The 17,178-nt window shown below is 46.2% G+C and carries 19 protein-coding genes and 1 pseudogene; 4 read left to right on the forward strand and 16 right to left on the reverse strand.

Going from position 1 to position 17,178, the window contains the following annotated elements; genetic code table 11:
• Positions 1 to 5: 5 nt before the first annotated feature.
• Both ACFPYJ_RS18040 and ACFPYJ_RS18045 read right to left on the reverse strand, forming a co-directional pair.
• Positions 6 to 797 carry a helix-turn-helix domain-containing protein gene (locus tag ACFPYJ_RS18040; RefSeq protein WP_379189564.1) on the reverse strand — a complete coding sequence of 264 codons (792 nt, stop codon included), beginning with the start codon at positions 795 to 797 and terminating at the stop codon, positions 6 to 8.
• A gap of 160 nt (positions 798 to 957) precedes the next feature.
• Positions 958 to 2,514 carry an ABC-F family ATP-binding cassette domain-containing protein gene (locus tag ACFPYJ_RS18045; RefSeq protein WP_379189565.1) on the reverse strand — a complete coding sequence of 519 codons (1,557 nt, stop codon included), beginning with the start codon at positions 2,512 to 2,514 and terminating at the stop codon, positions 958 to 960.
• Positions 2,515 to 2,702: 188 nt separating this feature from the next.
• On the opposite strand from ACFPYJ_RS18045, the gene ACFPYJ_RS18050 reads away from it, so the two are divergent.
• On the forward strand, positions 2,703 to 3,128 hold the full coding sequence (locus ACFPYJ_RS18050) for a VOC family protein (RefSeq protein WP_379189566.1): 426 nt from the start codon (positions 2,703 to 2,705) through the stop codon (positions 3,126 to 3,128).
• A gap of 122 nt (positions 3,129 to 3,250) precedes the next feature.
• Here ACFPYJ_RS18050 and ACFPYJ_RS18055 read toward each other — a convergent pair whose 3' ends face one another.
• Both ACFPYJ_RS18055 and ACFPYJ_RS18060 read right to left on the reverse strand, forming a co-directional pair.
• The gene (locus ACFPYJ_RS18055; protein ID WP_379189567.1) at positions 3,251 to 4,339 is read right to left on the reverse strand and encodes a threonine aldolase family protein; all 1,089 of its coding nucleotides are present in this window, start codon (positions 4,337 to 4,339) and stop codon (positions 3,251 to 3,253) included.
• 201 nt (positions 4,340 to 4,540) lie between these two features.
• A complete protein-coding gene (locus ACFPYJ_RS18060; RefSeq protein WP_379189568.1) occupies positions 4,541 to 5,593 on the reverse strand; it encodes a hypothetical protein in 1,053 nt (350 codons plus the stop codon).
• 245 nt (positions 5,594 to 5,838) lie between these two features.
• On the opposite strand from ACFPYJ_RS18060, the gene ACFPYJ_RS18065 reads away from it, so the two are divergent.
• Positions 5,839 to 6,444, forward strand: coding sequence for a thymidine kinase (locus ACFPYJ_RS18065; protein WP_379189570.1), 606 nt, complete (start codon positions 5,839 to 5,841; stop codon positions 6,442 to 6,444).
• Between the two features lie 617 nt (positions 6,445 to 7,061).
• Here the strand turns inward: ACFPYJ_RS18065 and ACFPYJ_RS18070 are convergent.
• From ACFPYJ_RS18070 to ACFPYJ_RS18115, 10 genes are all read right to left on the reverse strand, one after another.
• Positions 7,062 to 7,415 carry a Mur ligase domain-containing protein gene (locus ACFPYJ_RS18070; protein ID WP_379189572.1) on the reverse strand — a complete coding sequence of 118 codons (354 nt, stop codon included), beginning with the start codon at positions 7,413 to 7,415 and terminating at the stop codon, positions 7,062 to 7,064.
• A 141-nt stretch (positions 7,416 to 7,556) separates the two neighbouring features.
• The gene (locus tag ACFPYJ_RS18075; RefSeq protein ID WP_379189573.1) at positions 7,557 to 8,444 is read right to left on the reverse strand and encodes a LysM peptidoglycan-binding domain-containing protein; all 888 of its coding nucleotides are present in this window, start codon (positions 8,442 to 8,444) and stop codon (positions 7,557 to 7,559) included.
• 207 nt (positions 8,445 to 8,651) lie between these two features.
• The gene (locus ACFPYJ_RS18080) at positions 8,652 to 8,750 is read right to left on the reverse strand and encodes a YjcZ family sporulation protein (protein ID WP_379189574.1); all 99 of its coding nucleotides are present in this window, start codon (positions 8,748 to 8,750) and stop codon (positions 8,652 to 8,654) included.
• A 101-nt stretch (positions 8,751 to 8,851) separates the two neighbouring features.
• Entirely contained in the window at positions 8,852 to 9,253 is a 402-nt protein-coding gene (locus ACFPYJ_RS18085) for a hypothetical protein (protein WP_379189575.1), read from the reverse strand.
• Positions 9,254 to 9,418: 165 nt separating this feature from the next.
• Complete coding sequence (locus ACFPYJ_RS18090; RefSeq protein ID WP_379189576.1) at positions 9,419 to 9,685, reverse strand: hypothetical protein; 267 nt, start codon at positions 9,683 to 9,685, stop codon at positions 9,419 to 9,421.
• Between the two features lie 199 nt (positions 9,686 to 9,884).
• The gene (locus ACFPYJ_RS18095) at positions 9,885 to 10,085 is read right to left on the reverse strand and encodes a hypothetical protein (protein WP_379189578.1); all 201 of its coding nucleotides are present in this window, start codon (positions 10,083 to 10,085) and stop codon (positions 9,885 to 9,887) included.
• A 25-nt stretch (positions 10,086 to 10,110) separates the two neighbouring features.
• Complete coding sequence (locus tag ACFPYJ_RS18100) at positions 10,111 to 10,257, reverse strand: hypothetical protein (RefSeq protein WP_379189579.1); 147 nt, start codon at positions 10,255 to 10,257, stop codon at positions 10,111 to 10,113.
• 118 nt (positions 10,258 to 10,375) lie between these two features.
• On the reverse strand, positions 10,376 to 11,155 hold the full coding sequence (locus tag ACFPYJ_RS18105; RefSeq protein ID WP_379189580.1) for an ABC transporter ATP-binding protein: 780 nt from the start codon (positions 11,153 to 11,155) through the stop codon (positions 10,376 to 10,378).
• A gap of 198 nt (positions 11,156 to 11,353) precedes the next feature.
• A complete protein-coding gene (locus tag ACFPYJ_RS18110) occupies positions 11,354 to 12,280 on the reverse strand; it encodes an NAD(P)/FAD-dependent oxidoreductase (protein ID WP_379189581.1) in 927 nt (308 codons plus the stop codon).
• A 51-nt stretch (positions 12,281 to 12,331) separates the two neighbouring features.
• The gene (locus ACFPYJ_RS18115) at positions 12,332 to 12,550 is read right to left on the reverse strand and encodes a hypothetical protein (protein WP_379189582.1); all 219 of its coding nucleotides are present in this window, start codon (positions 12,548 to 12,550) and stop codon (positions 12,332 to 12,334) included.
• Between the two features lie 183 nt (positions 12,551 to 12,733).
• Here ACFPYJ_RS18115 and ACFPYJ_RS18120 point away from each other — a divergent pair, with 183 nt between their 5' ends.
• Positions 12,734 to 13,903 carry an MFS transporter gene (locus ACFPYJ_RS18120; protein ID WP_379189583.1) on the forward strand — a complete coding sequence of 390 codons (1,170 nt, stop codon included), beginning with the start codon at positions 12,734 to 12,736 and terminating at the stop codon, positions 13,901 to 13,903.
• Between the two features lie 96 nt (positions 13,904 to 13,999).
• On the opposite strand, the pseudogene ACFPYJ_RS18125 reads toward ACFPYJ_RS18120, so the two are convergent.
• Positions 14,000 to 14,122 (reverse strand): annotated as a pseudogene (locus ACFPYJ_RS18125) (spore germination protein); the annotation flags it as partial.
• A 155-nt stretch (positions 14,123 to 14,277) separates the two neighbouring features.
• On the opposite strand from ACFPYJ_RS18125, the gene hisC reads away from it, so the two are divergent.
• Entirely contained in the window at positions 14,278 to 15,387 is a 1,110-nt protein-coding gene (hisC, locus tag ACFPYJ_RS18130) for a histidinol-phosphate transaminase (RefSeq protein ID WP_379189584.1), read from the forward strand.
• 126 nt (positions 15,388 to 15,513) lie between these two features.
• On the opposite strand, the gene ACFPYJ_RS18135 is transcribed toward hisC, so the two are convergent.
• A complete protein-coding gene (locus ACFPYJ_RS18135) occupies positions 15,514 to 17,055 on the reverse strand; it encodes an MDR family MFS transporter (RefSeq protein WP_379189585.1) in 1,542 nt (513 codons plus the stop codon).
• Positions 17,056 to 17,178: the final 123 nt, after the last annotated feature.

A 17,178-nucleotide genomic window follows, 5' to 3' on the forward strand; every position in this document is an offset into this window, starting at 1 on the left:
GACCGCTATTTCTGAAGAAACCGTTTGAGGAAATTATCCATTAACAGCGGCAGTGAGATGAGAATCGGAGGATCATCCGGGCGTGGTTCATAAAGCATAACCTGCTGATGAGGGACGAAGGTGAACGGTTTCACTTGGATGGGCTCCTTCGACCTCGTGCGCAGTGTCGACTGGGGCAGGAGAAAATCGATAGCCTGCGATCCCCAAGAAACGGACGTCGCCATCAAGTAATAGGTACCTGGACTGACGTCTGTGAAACAAAATTCGCCTAAGGAAGAAACCAGTGTTCCATAGAGAGGCAGCCCTTCTGGAATTGGTTTGGCAAATAAGCCGATCAGGATGACTCCCTTAAAAGGAATCTCCGCTTGTATGGTCCCGGTTATTCTCGCATACTTATTCGAAGTAGAGTGCGGTATTCGCCAATGATTTAGCTTCTGCAAGGACTCCAAGCATTGAGCTGCCTGCATAATAGAGCTCCGGAAGCCTGATGGTGTCACGCCTACCCGTTCCGTAAATCGGGACGTGAACGTTCCCAGGCTTTGCTGGCCAATCTCCATTCCAATATCCCGGATACTCATATTGGTGTGCAGCAGCAGCTCCTTTGCTCTTTGTAAGCGGAGAGAAGATACGTAGTAGAGTGGCGAAAGTCCGATTCGCTCCTTAAATATGCGCGCGAAATGGTAAGGACTATAACCTGCTTGCCAGGCCAAGCCGGAAAGCTGGAGCGGCTCATCGATTCGTTGATGAATATAAGTAATCACCTCGTCTATTTCCGAGTACTTCAGATCAGTCACCATTCCTGCACCTTCCTCTATCCATGCTATCATCCAATTAGAACAAGTGTTCCCGTTTATCATAGCATAGATTACCTATAAAAGGAAGAACTTATAGCCGCTTCATATAAAAAACCTACCCCGCTGTTATTTCAGCTGGATAGGTTTAGCTTCGTGCTATAATTTAAAACACTTTTGTCGTCCATGATTCGCAGTTCCACGTCTCTGTAACGACATCGCGATAAAATTCAGGTTCATGGGATATCAGCAGGATACTGCCTTTGTACGCCTTAAGAGCCCGCTTAAGCTCATCCTTAGCATCGACATCCAAATGGTTGGTCGGCTCATCGAGCACGAGCAGATTGGTTTCACGGTTGATGAGCTTGCACAGACGTACCTTCGCCTTCTCGCCGCCGCTAAGCACTGCAATTTTGCTCTCGATATGCTTCGTCGTTAGTCCGCATTTGGCTAGCGCAGCGCGAATCTCGAACTGTGAATAAGAAGGAAACTCCTTCCAAATCTCTTCGATACACGTATTATTGTTCGCATCCTTGGCTTCCTGCTCAAAATAACCGATTTGCAGATGCTCACCGCGCTGAGCAGTACCGGATATCGCCTTGATCTCACCGAGAATACTCCGCATCAACGTCGTTTTACCGATTCCGTTGGCACCTACGAGTGCAATCTTCTGACCGCGTTCCATACGGAGATCGAGCGCTCTTGATAACGGGCTGTCATAACCGATGACAAGGTCCTTGGCTTCAAATATCAGTTTGCCGGACGTTCTTCCATCTTTAAAGTTGAACTGCGGCTTCGGTTTTTCCTTCGCAATCTCGATAACTTCCATTTTGTCGAGCTTCTTTTGTCTGGACATCGCCATGTTGCGCGTCGCGACACTCGCCTTATTACGGGCAACGAAGTCTTTCAGATCGGCGATTTCCTGCTGCTGGCGTTTAAAAGCGGATTCCAGCTGCTGCTTCTTCATTTCATGAACCTGAAGGAAATAGTCGTAGTCGCCGACATAGCGGTTAAGCTCTTGATTCTCCATATGATAAATCAGGTTGATGACGCTGTTAAGGAATGGAATATCATGCGAAATAAGAATAAATGCATTCTCATACCCTTGCAGATAACGTTTCAGCCATTCAATATGCTGTTCATCGAGATAGTTCGTCGGCTCATCCAGAAGCAGAATATCCGGCTTCTCAAGAAGCAGCTTTGCCAGCAATACCTTCGTTCGCTGTCCTCCGCTGAGATCATGGACATCCTTATCCAAACCAATATCGGTAAGACCGAGTCCTCGCGCAGTTTCTTCCACCTTGGCGTCAATCAGGTAGAAATCCTGATTCGTCAGCGTATCCTGAATCGTGCCGACATCCTCAAGCAGACGTTCGAGCTCCTCCGGCGTTACATCGCCCATCTTCCCGTACATTTCATTCATTTCTTGTTCCATATCCAGCAGGTATTGGAAGGCACCCTTCAGAACATCGCGGATTGTCATCCCCTTGCTAAGAACCGCATGCTGATCCAGATATCCAACACGCATCCGCTTGGACCACTCGATCTTACCGTCATCCGGCTGGAGCTTGCCCGTAATAATGTTCATGAAAGTGGACTTTCCTTCACCGTTAGCGCCGATGAGTCCGATATGCTCGCCTTTAAGCAGCCGGAAGGATACGTCATTGAAGATCGCACGGTCTCCAAAGCCGTGGCTTAGTCGTTCTACGTTTAATATACTCATGAATAACACCTTTTCTTTTAGTCTTTTCTCGTTTTCTCGTTATATTATAAGCGTTTTGATGCGAAAAACTCAATGCTGCAGTGGAATAATTAAACTTCACAACTATGACAGTTCCTGTCACTATTATAGGCCACAATGGAATTGAAGAAACCGTTAATAAAAAAATTGAACACAAGGAGCTGTTTATGATGGCCTTACAACTAACCCCGTTTATCATGCTGGACGGATCTGCGGAGGAAGCGATTCGTTTTTATGAAGAAGCTTTGCATGGCAAGCTGGTGTTCAAACAAACCTTTGGCGAAGGCCCGGAAGACCATGACAATCCACTGCCTGCCCATACAAAAGATCGAATTGCCCATTCGGTGCTAAAGATCGAAGACGCAGAGCTGATGTGCTGCGATATCGTCCCAGGCGAACCTCTTCATCAGGGCAATCAAGTGACTATCTGCCTCACGGCAAGTGATGCCGATCAGGCGGAGCAGCTGTTCAACGCTTTGCAGGAAGGCGGTCAAGTGGAAACTCCGCTTGCGGAAACCTATTTCAGCCCGGTATACGGCGTTGTAACGGATAAATTCGGTGTTACTTTCTTGGTATTTACGAAGCGTCAGCGTTAACAGGAGCTGGATCGCAGTAAAACCGGCATCCCCGCCAGAGATGCCGGTTTGTATTCACGAATCAAGCTGCGGATGGTGCCGCAAATAATCCCTTTATCTGCCGCAGTGCCGTCTTTCAAACCCTAATCAACTGTTCTTAATTTCGCATCCAGCAATTGAAATGCGTTTCTCAGCTCTGTTTTAGGCACACTTGCATAGCAGTCGCCTATATTCACTTCACATTGGCAAGTCATCCCGCCGGTCTCTTTGATCGAGGCGATTAACCCGATTCCAGTTTCCTCATAGACAGCAATAAGAATCGGTTCAAGCCTTTCTTTCGATACGTCAAACCGAACATGAAACATATTCGATACAGGCTCTGCCGGTATCGTTGCCGCGCCATGACACTGATTGAATAACCCGGCAAACTCCTTGGCTTCTTCATAATACTGCTCCATCTTATGCAGTCGTTGATTGAAATAATAGTCAGCACTAATAATATACGGATACAAGCTGATCAGATCGCCGCCATAACGCCTCTTCCATACCTTCGATTCCTTGGTAAAAGCCTCGCTTCCGGCAAGAACAGCCCCGGCAATTCCGCCGATTCCTTTGTAGAACGATACATATACGCTGTCAAATAGATCACAAATCTCAGCAGCAGACTTTTGATAATAGGGCAGAATTTCGAATAACCTTGCACCATCCAGATGGAGCCGAATTCCTTTTCTGAGGCAATAGGCAGAGATCGCTTCAAGCTCTTGAAACTCAGGCAGCTGTCCCCCAATTTCGCGCTGCGGCAGCTCAAGCAGCAAACATGCAATATCATCCTGCATGCCCAGAACATCCTCCAGTTGAATCAAGCTGCCAGCATCCGCCAGTAGAACAGATTCGATATGGTGCAGCTCTTTCAGCCCGTCCTGTTCATGGATCTCCAGATGGCTAAGGGGATGATACGCCACCTTCTTGATCCCCTTGTCATCGCACCAAATTCGCAGGGCAATTTGCTGAGCCATCGTTCCGCTAGGGAAAAAGACGGCAGCTTCTTTACCCAGGCAGTCCGCAATTTTCGACTGAAATTCTTCTATAAGCATACCCGTTCCATAAATATCACTGTCCCGGTCACCGTCTTGATGTTCGAACGCCTCTTTCAAAACTTGAAGGTTTCTTGGACCATGACCGAGGACTGGATAGACAGTTTGTTTATAGGCTTCTAATAAATTTCCGTTCATCGTCAGTCATACTCCTTTATTAGCCACCAGAATGGCTGTATTTTTACCTATTATATCATCCGTGGAAAAGCTCTAACTTACATAAATATTGACATAAGTGAATGCGAAAAGCCGCTGACGCGATTGCGCCAGCAGCATTTATCTAATCTGCTGATCCATAAACCAGCAGCCAGATCGTTCATCGTCGTCCTGCTCTTCTAATCATGATGCCAATCGTTCTAAAATTTCCCGCAAAATCTGAACAGCCTCTGTTTCCTTTGTTTTAATCGTTTCCAGAAGCACAATCGATCGGCGCGCATTCGCCGGTTCATTAGGCTCGCCTCCTATCGGGAAAGGGAACTGTTGATGAAGTTCATTGAAATGACGGGTGATTTCTTCATATAATTCCGCCGCTTCGCCCAGCAGAGAACGCACACGCAGATCTGTCTCTTCGAGCTGCGGCCAACTTCTGGTCATTTCCAGCAGAAATTCGCTTGCCTGTTTACGACCATCCATCACAACTGCGATGTTATAGGCATTCCCGTTAGGTTCAATATTTCCTCCCCTAAATGCATCGCACCACACCTCATATGCTTTTAACCCTTTGACCGATTCCGAAGGCGTGTTGAATTCCCGCCCTTCATAATGGTCTACGATCATCAGCAATGCTTGCCGCAGCTGGTCCTGCAGTGTAATTTCGAAGACTTCATCCAATGCCAGCACATAGATCTCCTCAAGCACGCTTCGGCCAAGATTCTCATAAACTAGCGTATCCAGTCTGCCGCATTCATAGGCGTACAGCAGCTTTTGATTATCGTCATATCCGTACAGCAGACCAAACTCAGGGAAGAATATATCCCATGCCAGAACTGGATATCCACGATCTAAGGCGCAGTGGATGAATGCCAGCGCATCCGGAAGCGCATGATGAATCTCCCGTTTCCCCATAGCATCTTTCTGTAAGAGAGAAGGTTCGATCAGGTTCGCATTCGGTCCAATTGAAGGAGTCAGCGCATCGATGAATTCGGCTTTAATTCCGATCGAAGAGAGCCCTCTTACCATGACATCACCGAATGAATAAGCAGTCGGTCCTGCGATATGAACCGTTTCCGGTATGATTTGAAGTCTGAAAGCCTGACCTGTCAAACCTGCAACCATCGCAAAGGATAGCTTCCTGTCTGTGTAACGAAGCATATTGTACAGAGAATCAACTGCAGTGTTCCATGATCTAACTTCATGATAAGTCTCACTATACGGCAAAATAACTTGTTTCATTGTTCCCAAATCCTTTCTCGTTCTAATATTGGAGTCAACCGAAACGCGGACAACGATCTATGAATTCCGATCTCCCATATAGCTGGGAAATGAGCCGCCTGACCAGCCCGCCGAATTAAGATCGGTTTGATTTCTGACAATTACCGGTAAAAAATAGATAAACTTTTTCATTGCATGAAAAAAAGTTATAATTGAGTTTTGTTCTCATGACTTAAGGAAGATGAAACAGGCTGGAGGAGAATCGATTGGCACAGCTATACTACAAATACGGAACCATGAATAGCGGGAAGTCTTTTGAAATCATCAAGGTAGCTCATAATTACGAGGAACAAGGGAAACGGGTACTCATCTACTCCCCCTCTTTCAGTGCAAGAGGCGACCAAGAGCTGGTCGGATCCCGTGTCGGCTTCGAACGGGCCGCAATACCGGTTTATGAACAAACCGATCTCTTCGAGAGCGTCAAATCGCATCTGACAACTGCAGGAATAAAGGAAATTTACTGCGTATTGATCGATGAAGCCCAGTTCCTCAAGAAACATCATATCCTGGAATTGACTCGTGTCGTTGATGAAATGAACATTCCTGTAATGGCATTCGGCCTGAAAAATGATTTTCAGAACCAGCTGTTTGAAGGCAGCTATAATTTGCTTGTCCAAGCTGACAAAATTGAAGAAATCAAAACCATCTGCTGGTATTGCGATCGCAAAGCGACGATGGTTATCCGGTTCCGTGACGGGAAGCCCGTTAATGCGGGCGAGCAAATCCAGATTGGCGGGAATGAGGATTATAAGCCGGTCTGCCGCCGCTGTTATAACCAGGCTTTCAACGACGTACAGCCATCCGCTGAATAATTGATGTACATTAATCGTCCAATGCAAAGTATTTTTCAAAAAGAGACCCACAGCAACGGGCTGTGGGTCTAAAATTTATATTAATAAGGGGGTTGAATCCTATTATAGACGGGCAATGTTAAAACCAGATATATTTCATGTTTCAATTGGATTACAAATTCATCCAGTTTGTTTGATGGCTTTTGTGGCTCAGGCTTAACAGCAATCCCCATTATTACTGCCTATCCGTGGCATAAGAGCATAAGATACCTGTTACACCTTGCCCTATACTGGATTTCATGCAGTTAAGTTACACCTCGCCCTATACTGGATTTCATGCAGTCAAGTTACACCTCGCCCTATACTGGATTTCATGCAGTTAAAAGAGTGTCGTTCGACTGAGGCGGCCTCTATACAGTAATCGATACAGTTAAATCGCCCCAAATGAGCGTTTTGGAGCATAATTAGGCATTAATAACTGGAATTTTCCAGTATAGCGCTATTTTAAACGTCTAAAGCCCGAAATAGCTGTAATAATCCAGTATAGATGCGACGAAGGCGTCGCGAGGTTGACTGCCAATATGTATCGCCCCATCACCCGCTGGGGGAGCTGCACAGCATGCATAAGTAAACCGCAATCAGCCGAACACGAAACAGTTCATTTTCACACCAATGTAAACGGGTTTGCCCGTAATACCAACAATCTTAACCCGGCATTCTTGACGGTAGGCGCCTGCTAAACTCTGCATAGCCTCGAGACAGTCCTCAACGAGGATGAACGGAATATCCCGCGGTGGATTAGGGTGATCGGCCTGCCATAACGATGCGGCAGCTCCTTTATTAATCGCTTCATCGAAATAGTGATGGCCATCCATTATTCTAACGAGGGGAATAAAGAGACTGCCCGGTTTGATCGTCCTGGAATCGATGGATACGCCCTTAATTTCACAATCACGGGCATGACCCTGCAGCTGCAGAATACCGCCCGTCATGCATTCAATTTCTTGCAGCTTTCTTTGTGATCATTACATTCAACCTCGCCCGCACAAAGTTCCATTCTTGGTCCATTCATCATACAAATCATTTCAGCACAAGTAAATGACGCCTTGGTGATTGATGATTTGTGCCGCCTCTTATACAAGCACCGTCTCATTATATCCCACGCGCGGCAAATAACCGGCTTGACCGTTATAAATGAGCTGCACCTGGTCATAGAGGAGGAGACCGCCACGCGGCCCTTCTTCGTTCAGAGAGCTGGGGATATTCCATCGTAATGAAAATACACCTGTTCCTTTAGGTACGGCAATCGAGGATGACTGACCATTAGCCTCAGCATACAGCCGCTGATCCGCAGTCGTATAATGCAACCTTCGCGTATAGCGCTGCACATGATCGTAACGGTTCAGAGCAATTCGTGCTAATTCCGCCACATCCGCTTCTGAATCCTTTGCAGCCTCTTCCAGAGCTGCTCTCGTTCCGATTCCATTTGCGATTCGGCCAAGGCTCAAGACAGCATAGAATCTCACAGTAGAACAGGAATGTTTGATCAAAGGCAGTAAGTACGGCACGGCTGTATCCCCTAATGCTTCCCATTGAAAGGAGCCGATAAAATAGATCCCATGCTCCTGCAGAGGGGATAATTGACACTGGGCATTGTCCGCCGTTTCTAGCCAACTATTGCGCAGTTCAACCGGATTAGGCACATTAAACATAACCAGCAGCTCTTCATTTCCTTCAAAGATGTGATTCATGCCTTCAAGTTGATTCGCTGCTGCGAACTCTGCTTGTGTCTGACCAAATTGCGGTGCTAAACAGCCGATACTATCGCCGTATTGAGCTACATAATACGGATAACCGCCTGCCTTGGGATATTCAAATCCTGAATCCGGAATTAGGATAGGTTGGCCGATAAAGAGCAGGTTAGGATTGCAAATAATATTGTTCGCCATCATATTCTGAACAGTACCGTGATTGGCAGCAATCCCTGCAAGCGTATCTCCGGCTTTGACCGTATATATCATCCACATTCTCCTCTCATGCCTATATCTTATTCCGAGCGGAGAAAGGCGTTCTAAATTAGCATGGAAAACAACAAAAAGCCTGATGGCTCAAGCTTTTCCCGGCATTATATGCAGTTAGATGAAAGAAGAGGAGTGGACCGCCTTTGGTCGATCGTTCACTTCCAAAGGCGGTTATCTTGCTAATTAAGGATATATTTGTTATTGCGATTAAAAAAGAACGGAACGACTAACGATGACCAATAGGATGAAGAGAACCAGAATAACACCAGCACTAGTAAATCCGCCACATCCGCCTGCAAAAGACATTTGTTCATTTCCCCTTTCGTGTTTAACCTACTTTGTAATGTATGTGGGAAAACAAGTTATGCTTGTGCATTTGTACTTGCAGTGAATAAGCCTATGCGGTATTAACGATGAGATTTGTTCTTGTTTTTGATTGTTCCCTTCCGGCCTTTGGATGAAGCTGTTCCTTGACGCTTCCGCGTTTGTTGAACGGATTTGATCTGCAGAGCAGGACCGAACGATCCAAGGAGATTAAACATAGGTTGAATGGACTTGAAAGCACTGTACATCTTCTGAATATTGGACATGCCGTTCATAATGCCGTCCATGCCGCCGATACGGCTGAAAAAGGATTCATTCCCGGACCCGGAGAATGCATCAGCCTGCGTATTCGGAACATGATTCTGTGTTGGCGCGAATCCGCCTGAAGAGCTCTCATCCTGCCTTGCAGCCATTTCATAAAAGCGCTCCTGATCCATGAATGAAGAAACTACTGGTTTACGGTTTGTTTTTTTTGGGGTTGCCATATCGGATTCATCCTCCCGGATTCTTATAAACTGCAATATCGTATGCTAGACTCCGATAAGGAGTTTGGACGAAATAACCGGATTTTCGCTGCATTCATTTCAATCACACAAAAAAAGGCTATCCTCCCGCTCCGCACGGAAAGACAGCCTGCCCTCTAGCCACTACTAGTAATAATCATAGCCTCCATATCCGTCATAGCCGCCGTAACCGCCGAATCCGCCAAACCCTGTGAACAATCCGATTGCGAGCAGATCGAACAATACCAATGGAATAATTGCTTTTGTTTTAACTGTTTTCCCTTTTTCTTGGGTAAGAATCACGCGGTTGCCCTGAATTTGAGCCAGTGTCCCAGTGACGATGGTTCCGTCTTTCTTGACCGCGTAGATCTTCTTGCCGCGATATTTCGAAATCTCTTGTTTGCTGATAGCCATCTGTTATTCCTCCTTCTCTGCTGCTGTATTACTCTATTAATCTATTCAAACGCATGTATGAAGGATTGGGATTTGATAGAATTGTGCATTCGCACAACGAAAAAGCCGCCCTCTAATTCTCGGCAGCTTTGGTTAATCCCCGCTTTCTCCCCTCAGTACGATGATTCTAGGTATTTTGTATAATCAGTTTGCTTAGTCCTTATTTCAATCTTCGGTTTATTAAGTTATTCAATGCCAGCTTCATGACTTCTGCGTCCTTGTTGTCTTTTGCAGCCTTACCCGCTTTTTCTTCCGCTACGGCTTTTTCAATCGCAAGCAATCCTAATCCGTCACCCAAAATAGTAAGGGTGATGGCTATCTTGGCCAAGTCATCAGCGGTTATTCTGATGCTATCAGTCATCATTATCTCTCCTCTCATTCGTTGTTTAGATCAAATCATTCTCTTCCGATTTGGCTTTTATGACTGCAAAAAGTCCGAAAAGATCTCCTATGATAATAATAACAGCAGACCATATAGCCAGATCTGCTGCTGATAATTGCGTCAAATCCGATCCTTTTGTTGTTTTGGGCATATGGTTAAAACTCCTTAACTTCTTCGTATGCGATTCTTCATTATCTTATGGGTCAATCACCTATTGGGTTCCAGTCCCGGACATAATCTGGGCTTCTCCAGCTGGAATTTTATATTCGTTAAGCAAGCGACAGCCAAGCCCTCCCTTGATTCCAATTCACCCGTACCGGCGTTTCAAAAAAATCCGATAACATCTGGCTGCTTAGAATTTCCTCCGTCCTGCCTTTAGCGAACACCTGCCCCCGCTGGATCAGCAGAGTATGCGTAAATAGCGGGATAATTTCTTCGATATGATGGGTAACGTAGAGAATATGCGGCGCATTAGGCGATTGCGCGAAAGACTGAATACTGCTTAACAGTGCCTCGCGCGAGAAAAAATCGAGTCCATTGCAAGCTTCATCAAGAATAAGCAATTGCGGGGATGCCATTAATGCGCGCGCGATAAGGATCTTCTGTTTCTCTCCCTGCGAGCAGCTCTGATAGGTACGATCGATAAGATGGGCGCATCCAAGCTGCGTCATCAGCTGGTCAGCTAAGGCGTTATCTGCCTCCTCAGGCTTATCATATAATCCGATAGATGCATGCTTGCCGCTAATGACAATATGCTGCGTCCGCTCGTTCATATGGATCCTCTCCTGCAATGAAGAACTGACCCACCCGATCGATTTTCGTAATTCCCGAAGATCAATTTCGCCAAAAGCATGACCAAGCACACTTATTTGACCTTGTGTAGGCCAAATATATCCGTTAATCATGTTGAGCATCGTCGTTTTTCCGGAGCCATTAAGTCCGAGAACAGCCCAATGCTCACCTTCGGCAACCTGCCAGTTCAGCCTGTTTAATATCGTTTTGTCTTCCCTTTTCCAAGAGACATCCTTTATATCAATCACCGTATTCATTCAAATGCACTCCTTATGATCATCTTAGATCTCTATTCATCTTATCATCTGATGTTTAATATTCTCGAGAATCTTCCGCTACTCTTAAAATAACATAGATTCGACAGATGGGACTAGTACAAATAAAGGCTGGCGAGATATATCTCGTCAGCCTCTGTTTCAAGCTCGTCCAGATCTATACTGGTCTTAAACTCCGAGTTAACTGCCAGGGATGAGATATCGTTGGCAATCGATCGCCGCCATGCATCCTGAACCGACCGCGTTCAGAAGCTGGCGGTATCTCCGGTCTTGAACATCGCCGCACGCAAATACACCCGGAATGCTGGTTTCCGTCGTACCCGGCTTTACAAGCACATAGCCTTGATCATCAAGCGGCAGCTGGCCGTTCAGAAAGCCGGTATTCGGTGTGCTGCCGATGGCTGCAAAGATCCGGTCAGCCTGAATGATTTCCTCTGCCCCGCTCTCGTTATGCGTCACCTTCAGCCCGGATACACCATGCCCGCCAATCATTACCTCGGTCGGTGTACGATCCATAATCCATTTAATTTTCTTAATTTCCCGCACCTTGTTCTGGAGGGATATGGATGCCCGCACCTGATTGCTCCGGTTGATAAGAAGGACTTCAGAGGCATAATGAGCGAGGTAAATCGCTTCCTCCATCGCGGAATCTCCGCCGCCAACAATGATAACCTTCTTATTCGTAGAAAAATACCCATTGCACGGAGCACAGGTGCTCACACGCAGACCCCGCTCATCTTTTTCTCCTGGTACACCAAGAAGCTTCGCAGTTGTACCCGAAGCAATAATTAGAGCTTCGGTTATTAATTCACCTTGGCCCTCTAAGGTGATTTTGAATGGCCGGCTGGACAAATCTACTTTGCTGACCTCGCCCATTCGAACGGCAGCACCATATTCTTCGGCTTGTTTGAACATGTTATCGAGCAATACCGCTCCATTGGTGCCGTCGGGAAAGCCCGGAAAATACTCAATATCCTGTGTGCTAATTAAGTGATGGCTTGGTTTCAAGCCTTTAATCACGAGCGGTTTAAGCCCTGCTCTTGCCAGATAAACCGCTGCGGTAAACCCCGCAAACCCTGCCCCGATAACAATGCTCCTGTACTCCATTGCAACCTCCTGCTTATGGTTTTGATTAGTTGTCCAATTATTGCCGCCGGCTTACTTGAAAAACTCGTTCTTCCAAAAATCAATCACCATATGATCTGGCAATTCCACAGAACTCCATGAATTCTTAAATCTAAAATCATATTTAGCCATACATGCAATCGTCTGCTCGGCGATGGAATTCTCCACTCTGAGTTCTATGGATAAGGCATTTTTCAAAATATTCGTTAGTTCATCAAGCGGATCGACACCGTCTTCAGAAATAGACATCATTGCTTCTCCCTTCAAAACCAGGATGTCATACATGGTTACTCAATAATTATTCACCATCCGCCTGCAAGGTAAACCTGAAGAGATGTTCTTAACGTATAAAGGAATCTTATTATGCGTATCGAACTACTTTAATGGCTCTACTCATACTCTGGCAGCCATGACAATGACAAAAGGAATGATCACATGCCTGTTAATCTCAACTATTTTGTATGGTTTTATGTTTTCGTTTATATGAGCAATGCGGTGTATGCCACATTTATCCCGCTTTACTTTCAGCATGTGGGGTTCGCTCCGTCGCAAATCGGGACCCTGCTGGGCCTTGGTCCGCTCATTGCCATCCTCGCCCAGCCTGTTTGGGGAACAGTAGGTGACAGTGCCAAAACCAAGAACAGCATTCTTATGCTGCTACTGGCGGGCAGCGGAATCTCCGCCCTACTATATCCCTTATCCAGCCAATTCGCGTATTTAATGGTGATTATCAGCGTATTTACCTTTTTCCAGGCGTCAATCTTTGCAATCAGCGATGCCATCACACTTGAAGCTATTGATAGACGGGGAAAAGGTAATTACAGCCTCATCCGCCTCGGGGGTACGCTTGGTTTCGCGGTGATGTCCATTGGATTTGGCCTTATCGCGCAGAAGAGGATCGATCTCCTCTTCTGGGTGTACGCTTTTATCTTGCTTGTATCGCTCCTGCTTGTTCTTCGATTCCCAACCATCGAAGGCCATCAGTCAAAAAGCCGGAAAGTACAGCTGTCGGTCTTGTTCCGCAATCGGAAGCTGATGATTTATTTTGCGGCTAACTTTGTTTTCCAGATCACACTCGGCTATTATTATGCCTTCTTCCCGCTTTACTTTAAAGAAATGGGCGGTGACAGCACATGGCTCGGCTGGTCAATGGTCATCTCATCGCTTAGTGAAATCCCGTTCCTTCTGCTGTCACAAAAAATCTTCAAGCGTATTAAGATCCCGCATATCCTGTTGGGTGCCGGCGCTGCTGCTGCATTACGATGGTATCTGTTCTCGGCGATACATAATCCATACTGGATCCTGCCTGTGCAAGCCCTGCATGGTTTAATCTTCATCGTACTTTCCGTAACGATGGCGACTATTATTAATAAAGAAGTACCCAGTGAACTGAAGGCCAGCGGACAAACGTTTAATGGTTTGCTCAGCCTTGGGGTTGCGCGAATTATCGGGAGCATTGCGGGAGGTGCAGCAAGTGAAGCATTCGGGATGCGTAATGTGTTCTACTATAACTTTATTGCAGCTCTTGTATGTATCGTGATCTTCTCCGCCGTGTTTTGGCAGACACGCGGTCAAAAAGTCTTAGCCCATAACCAATCGGGCTAAGGCTTTTTTTTCATCAGTTATGATTACCTTCCACATTCCCAATAAACCGGCGGATTTCTTCTAGAAGGAATCGGTTACTTCCAAGCAGTGCAACCGCCGCAAGCCGGCAACCGCAACTGCAAAATCAGTCGGAAGCAGCTCGGGATTAAAAGAAATAATTGCAACGTAAAAGGAAGGCGTCACAAGTGAAACCACCAGAGCTAGAAGACGGAGAATCCGTACCAAGCTCCCCATAATATGAAACGTTCTGTAAGGACAAATATTGTTCAAACCAGTTCCGCAAAGGATAATACTTTACTTAGTTAACGCACTAATGTATTATAGCAGTAATGCATTAAATCATTTCCTTTAATTACGTGTAGAGGAGAATCAATATGTCCCAAATGAAGATTGAAGCGCGTGAAGTGTTACAATCCATGAAGCCCTATTCCCCGGGAAAACCGATCTGGGAACTGCAGCGGGAACTGGGATTGGAGAAAGTGATTAAACTGGCATCTAATGAAAACCCGCTCGGCCCTTCGCCGAAAGCTTTAGCAGCCATTGCTTCCGCTATGGCGGAGCTTCATCGTTATCCCGACGCTCAAACGACTGATTTGAGAAAGGTCATCGCCGATAACTATCATTTGTCATCCGAGCAGATTATTGTTACGAATGGCGGAGATGAACTCATTACGCTTGTTTCCGAGGCTTACTTAGATGCAGGCGATGAAATCATAGTGCCGCAACCTTCATTCAGCGAATATGAATTCGGCGGTCAGCTTATGGGGGCCGTCGTCACAGCTGTTCCTCTGGGTGAAAGCTATCAGTATGAGGTCCGGGAGATCATTCATGCCGTGACTGAACGTACTAAAATCGTGTATTTATGTTCTCCAAATAACCCGACAGGAACGCTGCTGTTAAAATCAGAATTGCAGTACATACTTGACGCACTTCCAAAGCATGTCCTTGTCGTGCTTGATTCTGCGTATAGTCATTATGTCGAGTCCGACGATTATACCGATGGTATCGAGTTCGTCAATGCCGGTTATCCGGTGCTTGTGCTGCATACATTCTCAAAAATATATGGACTTGCCGGAATCCGGGTTGGATTTGGCGCAGCTTCGGAAGAAATTATCCGCAGTATTCTGCAGGTTAAAGAACCGTTTAACGTAAATGCTTTAGCACAGGCGGCGGCAGCGGCAGCTATTGGCGATGACGAGCACATTCTCCAGTCGCGTCAACTGGTCTTAGAAGAGCGACAGAGGCTGTATGGATTTTTTCGCGAGCTGGGGTTAGCTTATACAGAAAGCATGAGCAACTTTATCTTGCTTGAGCTTGGTTCAGAGGCAGAATTGATTTACCGCAAATTAATGGAGGATGGCGTTATTGTTCGCTACGGGGGGATCTGGGGATTATCACGCCATGTACGAATTAGTATAGGTACTCTAGCAGAGAATGATATACTGATCAAGAGTCTGCAAAAGATACTTCCTGCAGTCAAATAAGAAAGTTCCATCTTCATAATATGACAGCACAAAAAACCAATCCAACACCTCACTTGGTGTTTGGATTGGTTTTTCACTTCATACGCATGAATCGTCAATCACCGATTCTTCAAGGAAGCCGGTATTTTAATGCGAAGCTGAATATTCAGCCGGCTCTGCCGTTGCGTCCAGTTTTTTATGTCCCATGAAGAGAGATGCAAACAGAGCGAGTAAAACAGGAATAATGGCCCACGCGAATGTATACACAATCGAAGAAGACAGCATCTCCGAAATTCTCTTCAACAGTTCGGATGGAAACAATGCGCGGGTTTCAGGGGATAACAGTGCATGCGGGTCCCTGAGATCAAGCCCATCCGGTATAGAAGGCTCACCGCTGCTGCCTCCAGTCATAAGGTTTGCCATCTTACTGCCGAAGGTATGGCTTTGAATCAGACCAAAGATTGTTATTCCAATGGTCATACCAAGCGAACGCATGAAGTTTAACGTCGAGCTGGCTGAGCCCCGTTCCCGGTAGGACAACCCATGAATAGCAGCGTTACCCAGTACGGAGAAGGAACCGCCAATACCAAGGCCGATCAGCACCATATAGACCGTTACGATCAATCGGGTCGAATCCATTGTCAGCGTGACGATAAGCGCCGTTCCGATTGCGAATACGACAAGTGTCGGAATCATAATATTTCGATAGGACAGCTTTGTCATGAGGAACCCGCCCAAGGTCGCCGTAACAACCGAGCCCATCATCATTGGCAGGAGTACAAGCCCTGAATTCGTAGCTGATCCGCCTAATACCCCTTGAATGAAGATCGGGATGTACACGGAAGCCGCAATAAATGCCGCGCCGCTGAAGAAAGCACATAGAATGCTTGTCGTATACAGCCTATTCTTGAACAAGGCAAACGAAATGATGGGTTCCTCTACCCTTCTCTCAATAAACAGAAATGCAGTCAGTAAGAACAAGAAACCGGCTAATAAACTCATGATGACCCAAGAATCCCATGCGAATTGCTTGCCGCCAAGCTCGAGCGCAAACATCAGACAAATGACGGAGCCGACAAGCGTGAATGCGCCGAACCAATCAATCGGCTGTTTGGAATGCTCATGTGATTCCTTGTAGAAGAATGCAACCATTATAAAGGCAATTACACCCAGAGGCAGATTGATGTAGAATATCCATTTCCAAGCGATATGATCTGTTATATAAGCACCGAGAAGCGGTCCGAAGATGCTTGATAAACCGAATACGGCACCGAATAATCCGCCAAGTTTTCCGCGTTTCTCAAGCGGTACGGCGTCGAACATAATGGTGAATGCAATCGGAACGAGCGCCCCGCCGCCGATGCCTTGAACAGCTCGGTAAACGGCCAGCTCCATTATGGAGTCTGCCGTCCCGCATAAGGCGGAACCGATCATGAAAACGATAATCCCGAATACAAAGAACTTTTTACGGCCATACATATCCGACAGCTTTCCGAAAATCGGCATCCCTGCCATCTCCGCCACCATATAAGCGGAAGTTACCCAAACGAATTTGTCCATTCCCCCAAGCTCTCCGACAATGTTGCCCATAGCCGTAGCCACGATTGTATTGTCCATTGAGGCCATTAAGATGCCGAGCAATAATCCGGCGATTACGATGGACAGGCTGCTTTTCTGATTCTGCTTCATTTGAATAAACACTCCTTTGTTAAATGCTTTCCTTTATCCTGAAATCAGTGTAATAAAAAAGGGGCTGTCCCAAAAGCATGTAAATTCACACCAAAGGACAGTCCACTTTCTTAAAAAATGACC

The organism is Paenibacillus solisilvae (genome assembly GCF_042656405.1).
In the GTDB taxonomy this organism is placed as follows: domain Bacteria; phylum Bacillota; class Bacilli; order Paenibacillales; family Paenibacillaceae; genus Paenibacillus_Z; species Paenibacillus_Z solisilvae.

Bases quoted from the DNA above. Each gene is read 5' to 3' on its own strand.
- ACFPYJ_RS18075 (WP_379189573.1), bottom strand. From the start codon at position 8,444: ATGATATATACGGTCAAAGCCGGAGATACGCTTGCAGGGATTGCTGCC.
- ACFPYJ_RS18050 (WP_379189566.1), top strand. From the start codon at position 2,703: ATGGCCTTACAACTAACCCCGTTTATCATGCTGGACGGATCTGCGGAG.
- ACFPYJ_RS18120 (WP_379189583.1), top strand. From the start codon at position 12,734: ATGCCTGTTAATCTCAACTATTTTGTATGGTTTTATGTTTTCGTTTAT.
- ACFPYJ_RS18085 (WP_379189575.1), bottom strand. From the start codon at position 9,253: ATGGCAACCCCAAAAAAAACAAACCGTAAACCAGTAGTTTCTTCATTC.
- ACFPYJ_RS18070 (WP_379189572.1), bottom strand. From the start codon at position 7,415: ATGACGGGCGGTATTCTGCAGCTGCAGGGTCATGCCCGTGATTGTGAA.
- ACFPYJ_RS18095 (WP_379189578.1), bottom strand. From the start codon at position 10,085: ATGACTGATAGCATCAGAATAACCGCTGATGACTTGGCCAAGATAGCC.
- ACFPYJ_RS18090 (WP_379189576.1), bottom strand. From the start codon at position 9,685: ATGGCTATCAGCAAACAAGAGATTTCGAAATATCGCGGCAAGAAGATC.
- ACFPYJ_RS18080 (WP_379189574.1), bottom strand. From the start codon at position 8,750: ATGTCTTTTGCAGGCGGATGTGGCGGATTTACTAGTGCTGGTGTTATT.
- ACFPYJ_RS18040 (WP_379189564.1), bottom strand. From the start codon at position 797: ATGGTGACTGATCTGAAGTACTCGGAAATAGACGAGGTGATTACTTAT.
- ACFPYJ_RS18045 (WP_379189565.1), bottom strand. From the start codon at position 2,514: ATGAGTATATTAAACGTAGAACGACTAAGCCACGGCTTTGGAGACCGT.
- ACFPYJ_RS18110 (WP_379189581.1), bottom strand. From the start codon at position 12,280: ATGGAGTACAGGAGCATTGTTATCGGGGCAGGGTTTGCGGGGTTTACC.
- ACFPYJ_RS18105 (WP_379189580.1), bottom strand. From the start codon at position 11,155: ATGAATACGGTGATTGATATAAAGGATGTCTCTTGGAAAAGGGAAGAC.
- ACFPYJ_RS18060 (WP_379189568.1), bottom strand. From the start codon at position 5,593: ATGAAACAAGTTATTTTGCCGTATAGTGAGACTTATCATGAAGTTAGA.
- ACFPYJ_RS18055 (WP_379189567.1), bottom strand. From the start codon at position 4,339: ATGAACGGAAATTTATTAGAAGCCTATAAACAAACTGTCTATCCAGTC.
- ACFPYJ_RS18100 (WP_379189579.1), bottom strand. From the start codon at position 10,257: ATGCCCAAAACAACAAAAGGATCGGATTTGACGCAATTATCAGCAGCA.
- ACFPYJ_RS18135 (WP_379189585.1), bottom strand. From the start codon at position 17,055: ATGAAGCAGAATCAGAAAAGCAGCCTGTCCATCGTAATCGCCGGATTA.
- ACFPYJ_RS18115 (WP_379189582.1), bottom strand. From the start codon at position 12,550: ATGATGTCTATTTCTGAAGACGGTGTCGATCCGCTTGATGAACTAACG.
- hisC (WP_379189584.1), top strand. From the start codon at position 14,278: ATGTCCCAAATGAAGATTGAAGCGCGTGAAGTGTTACAATCCATGAAG.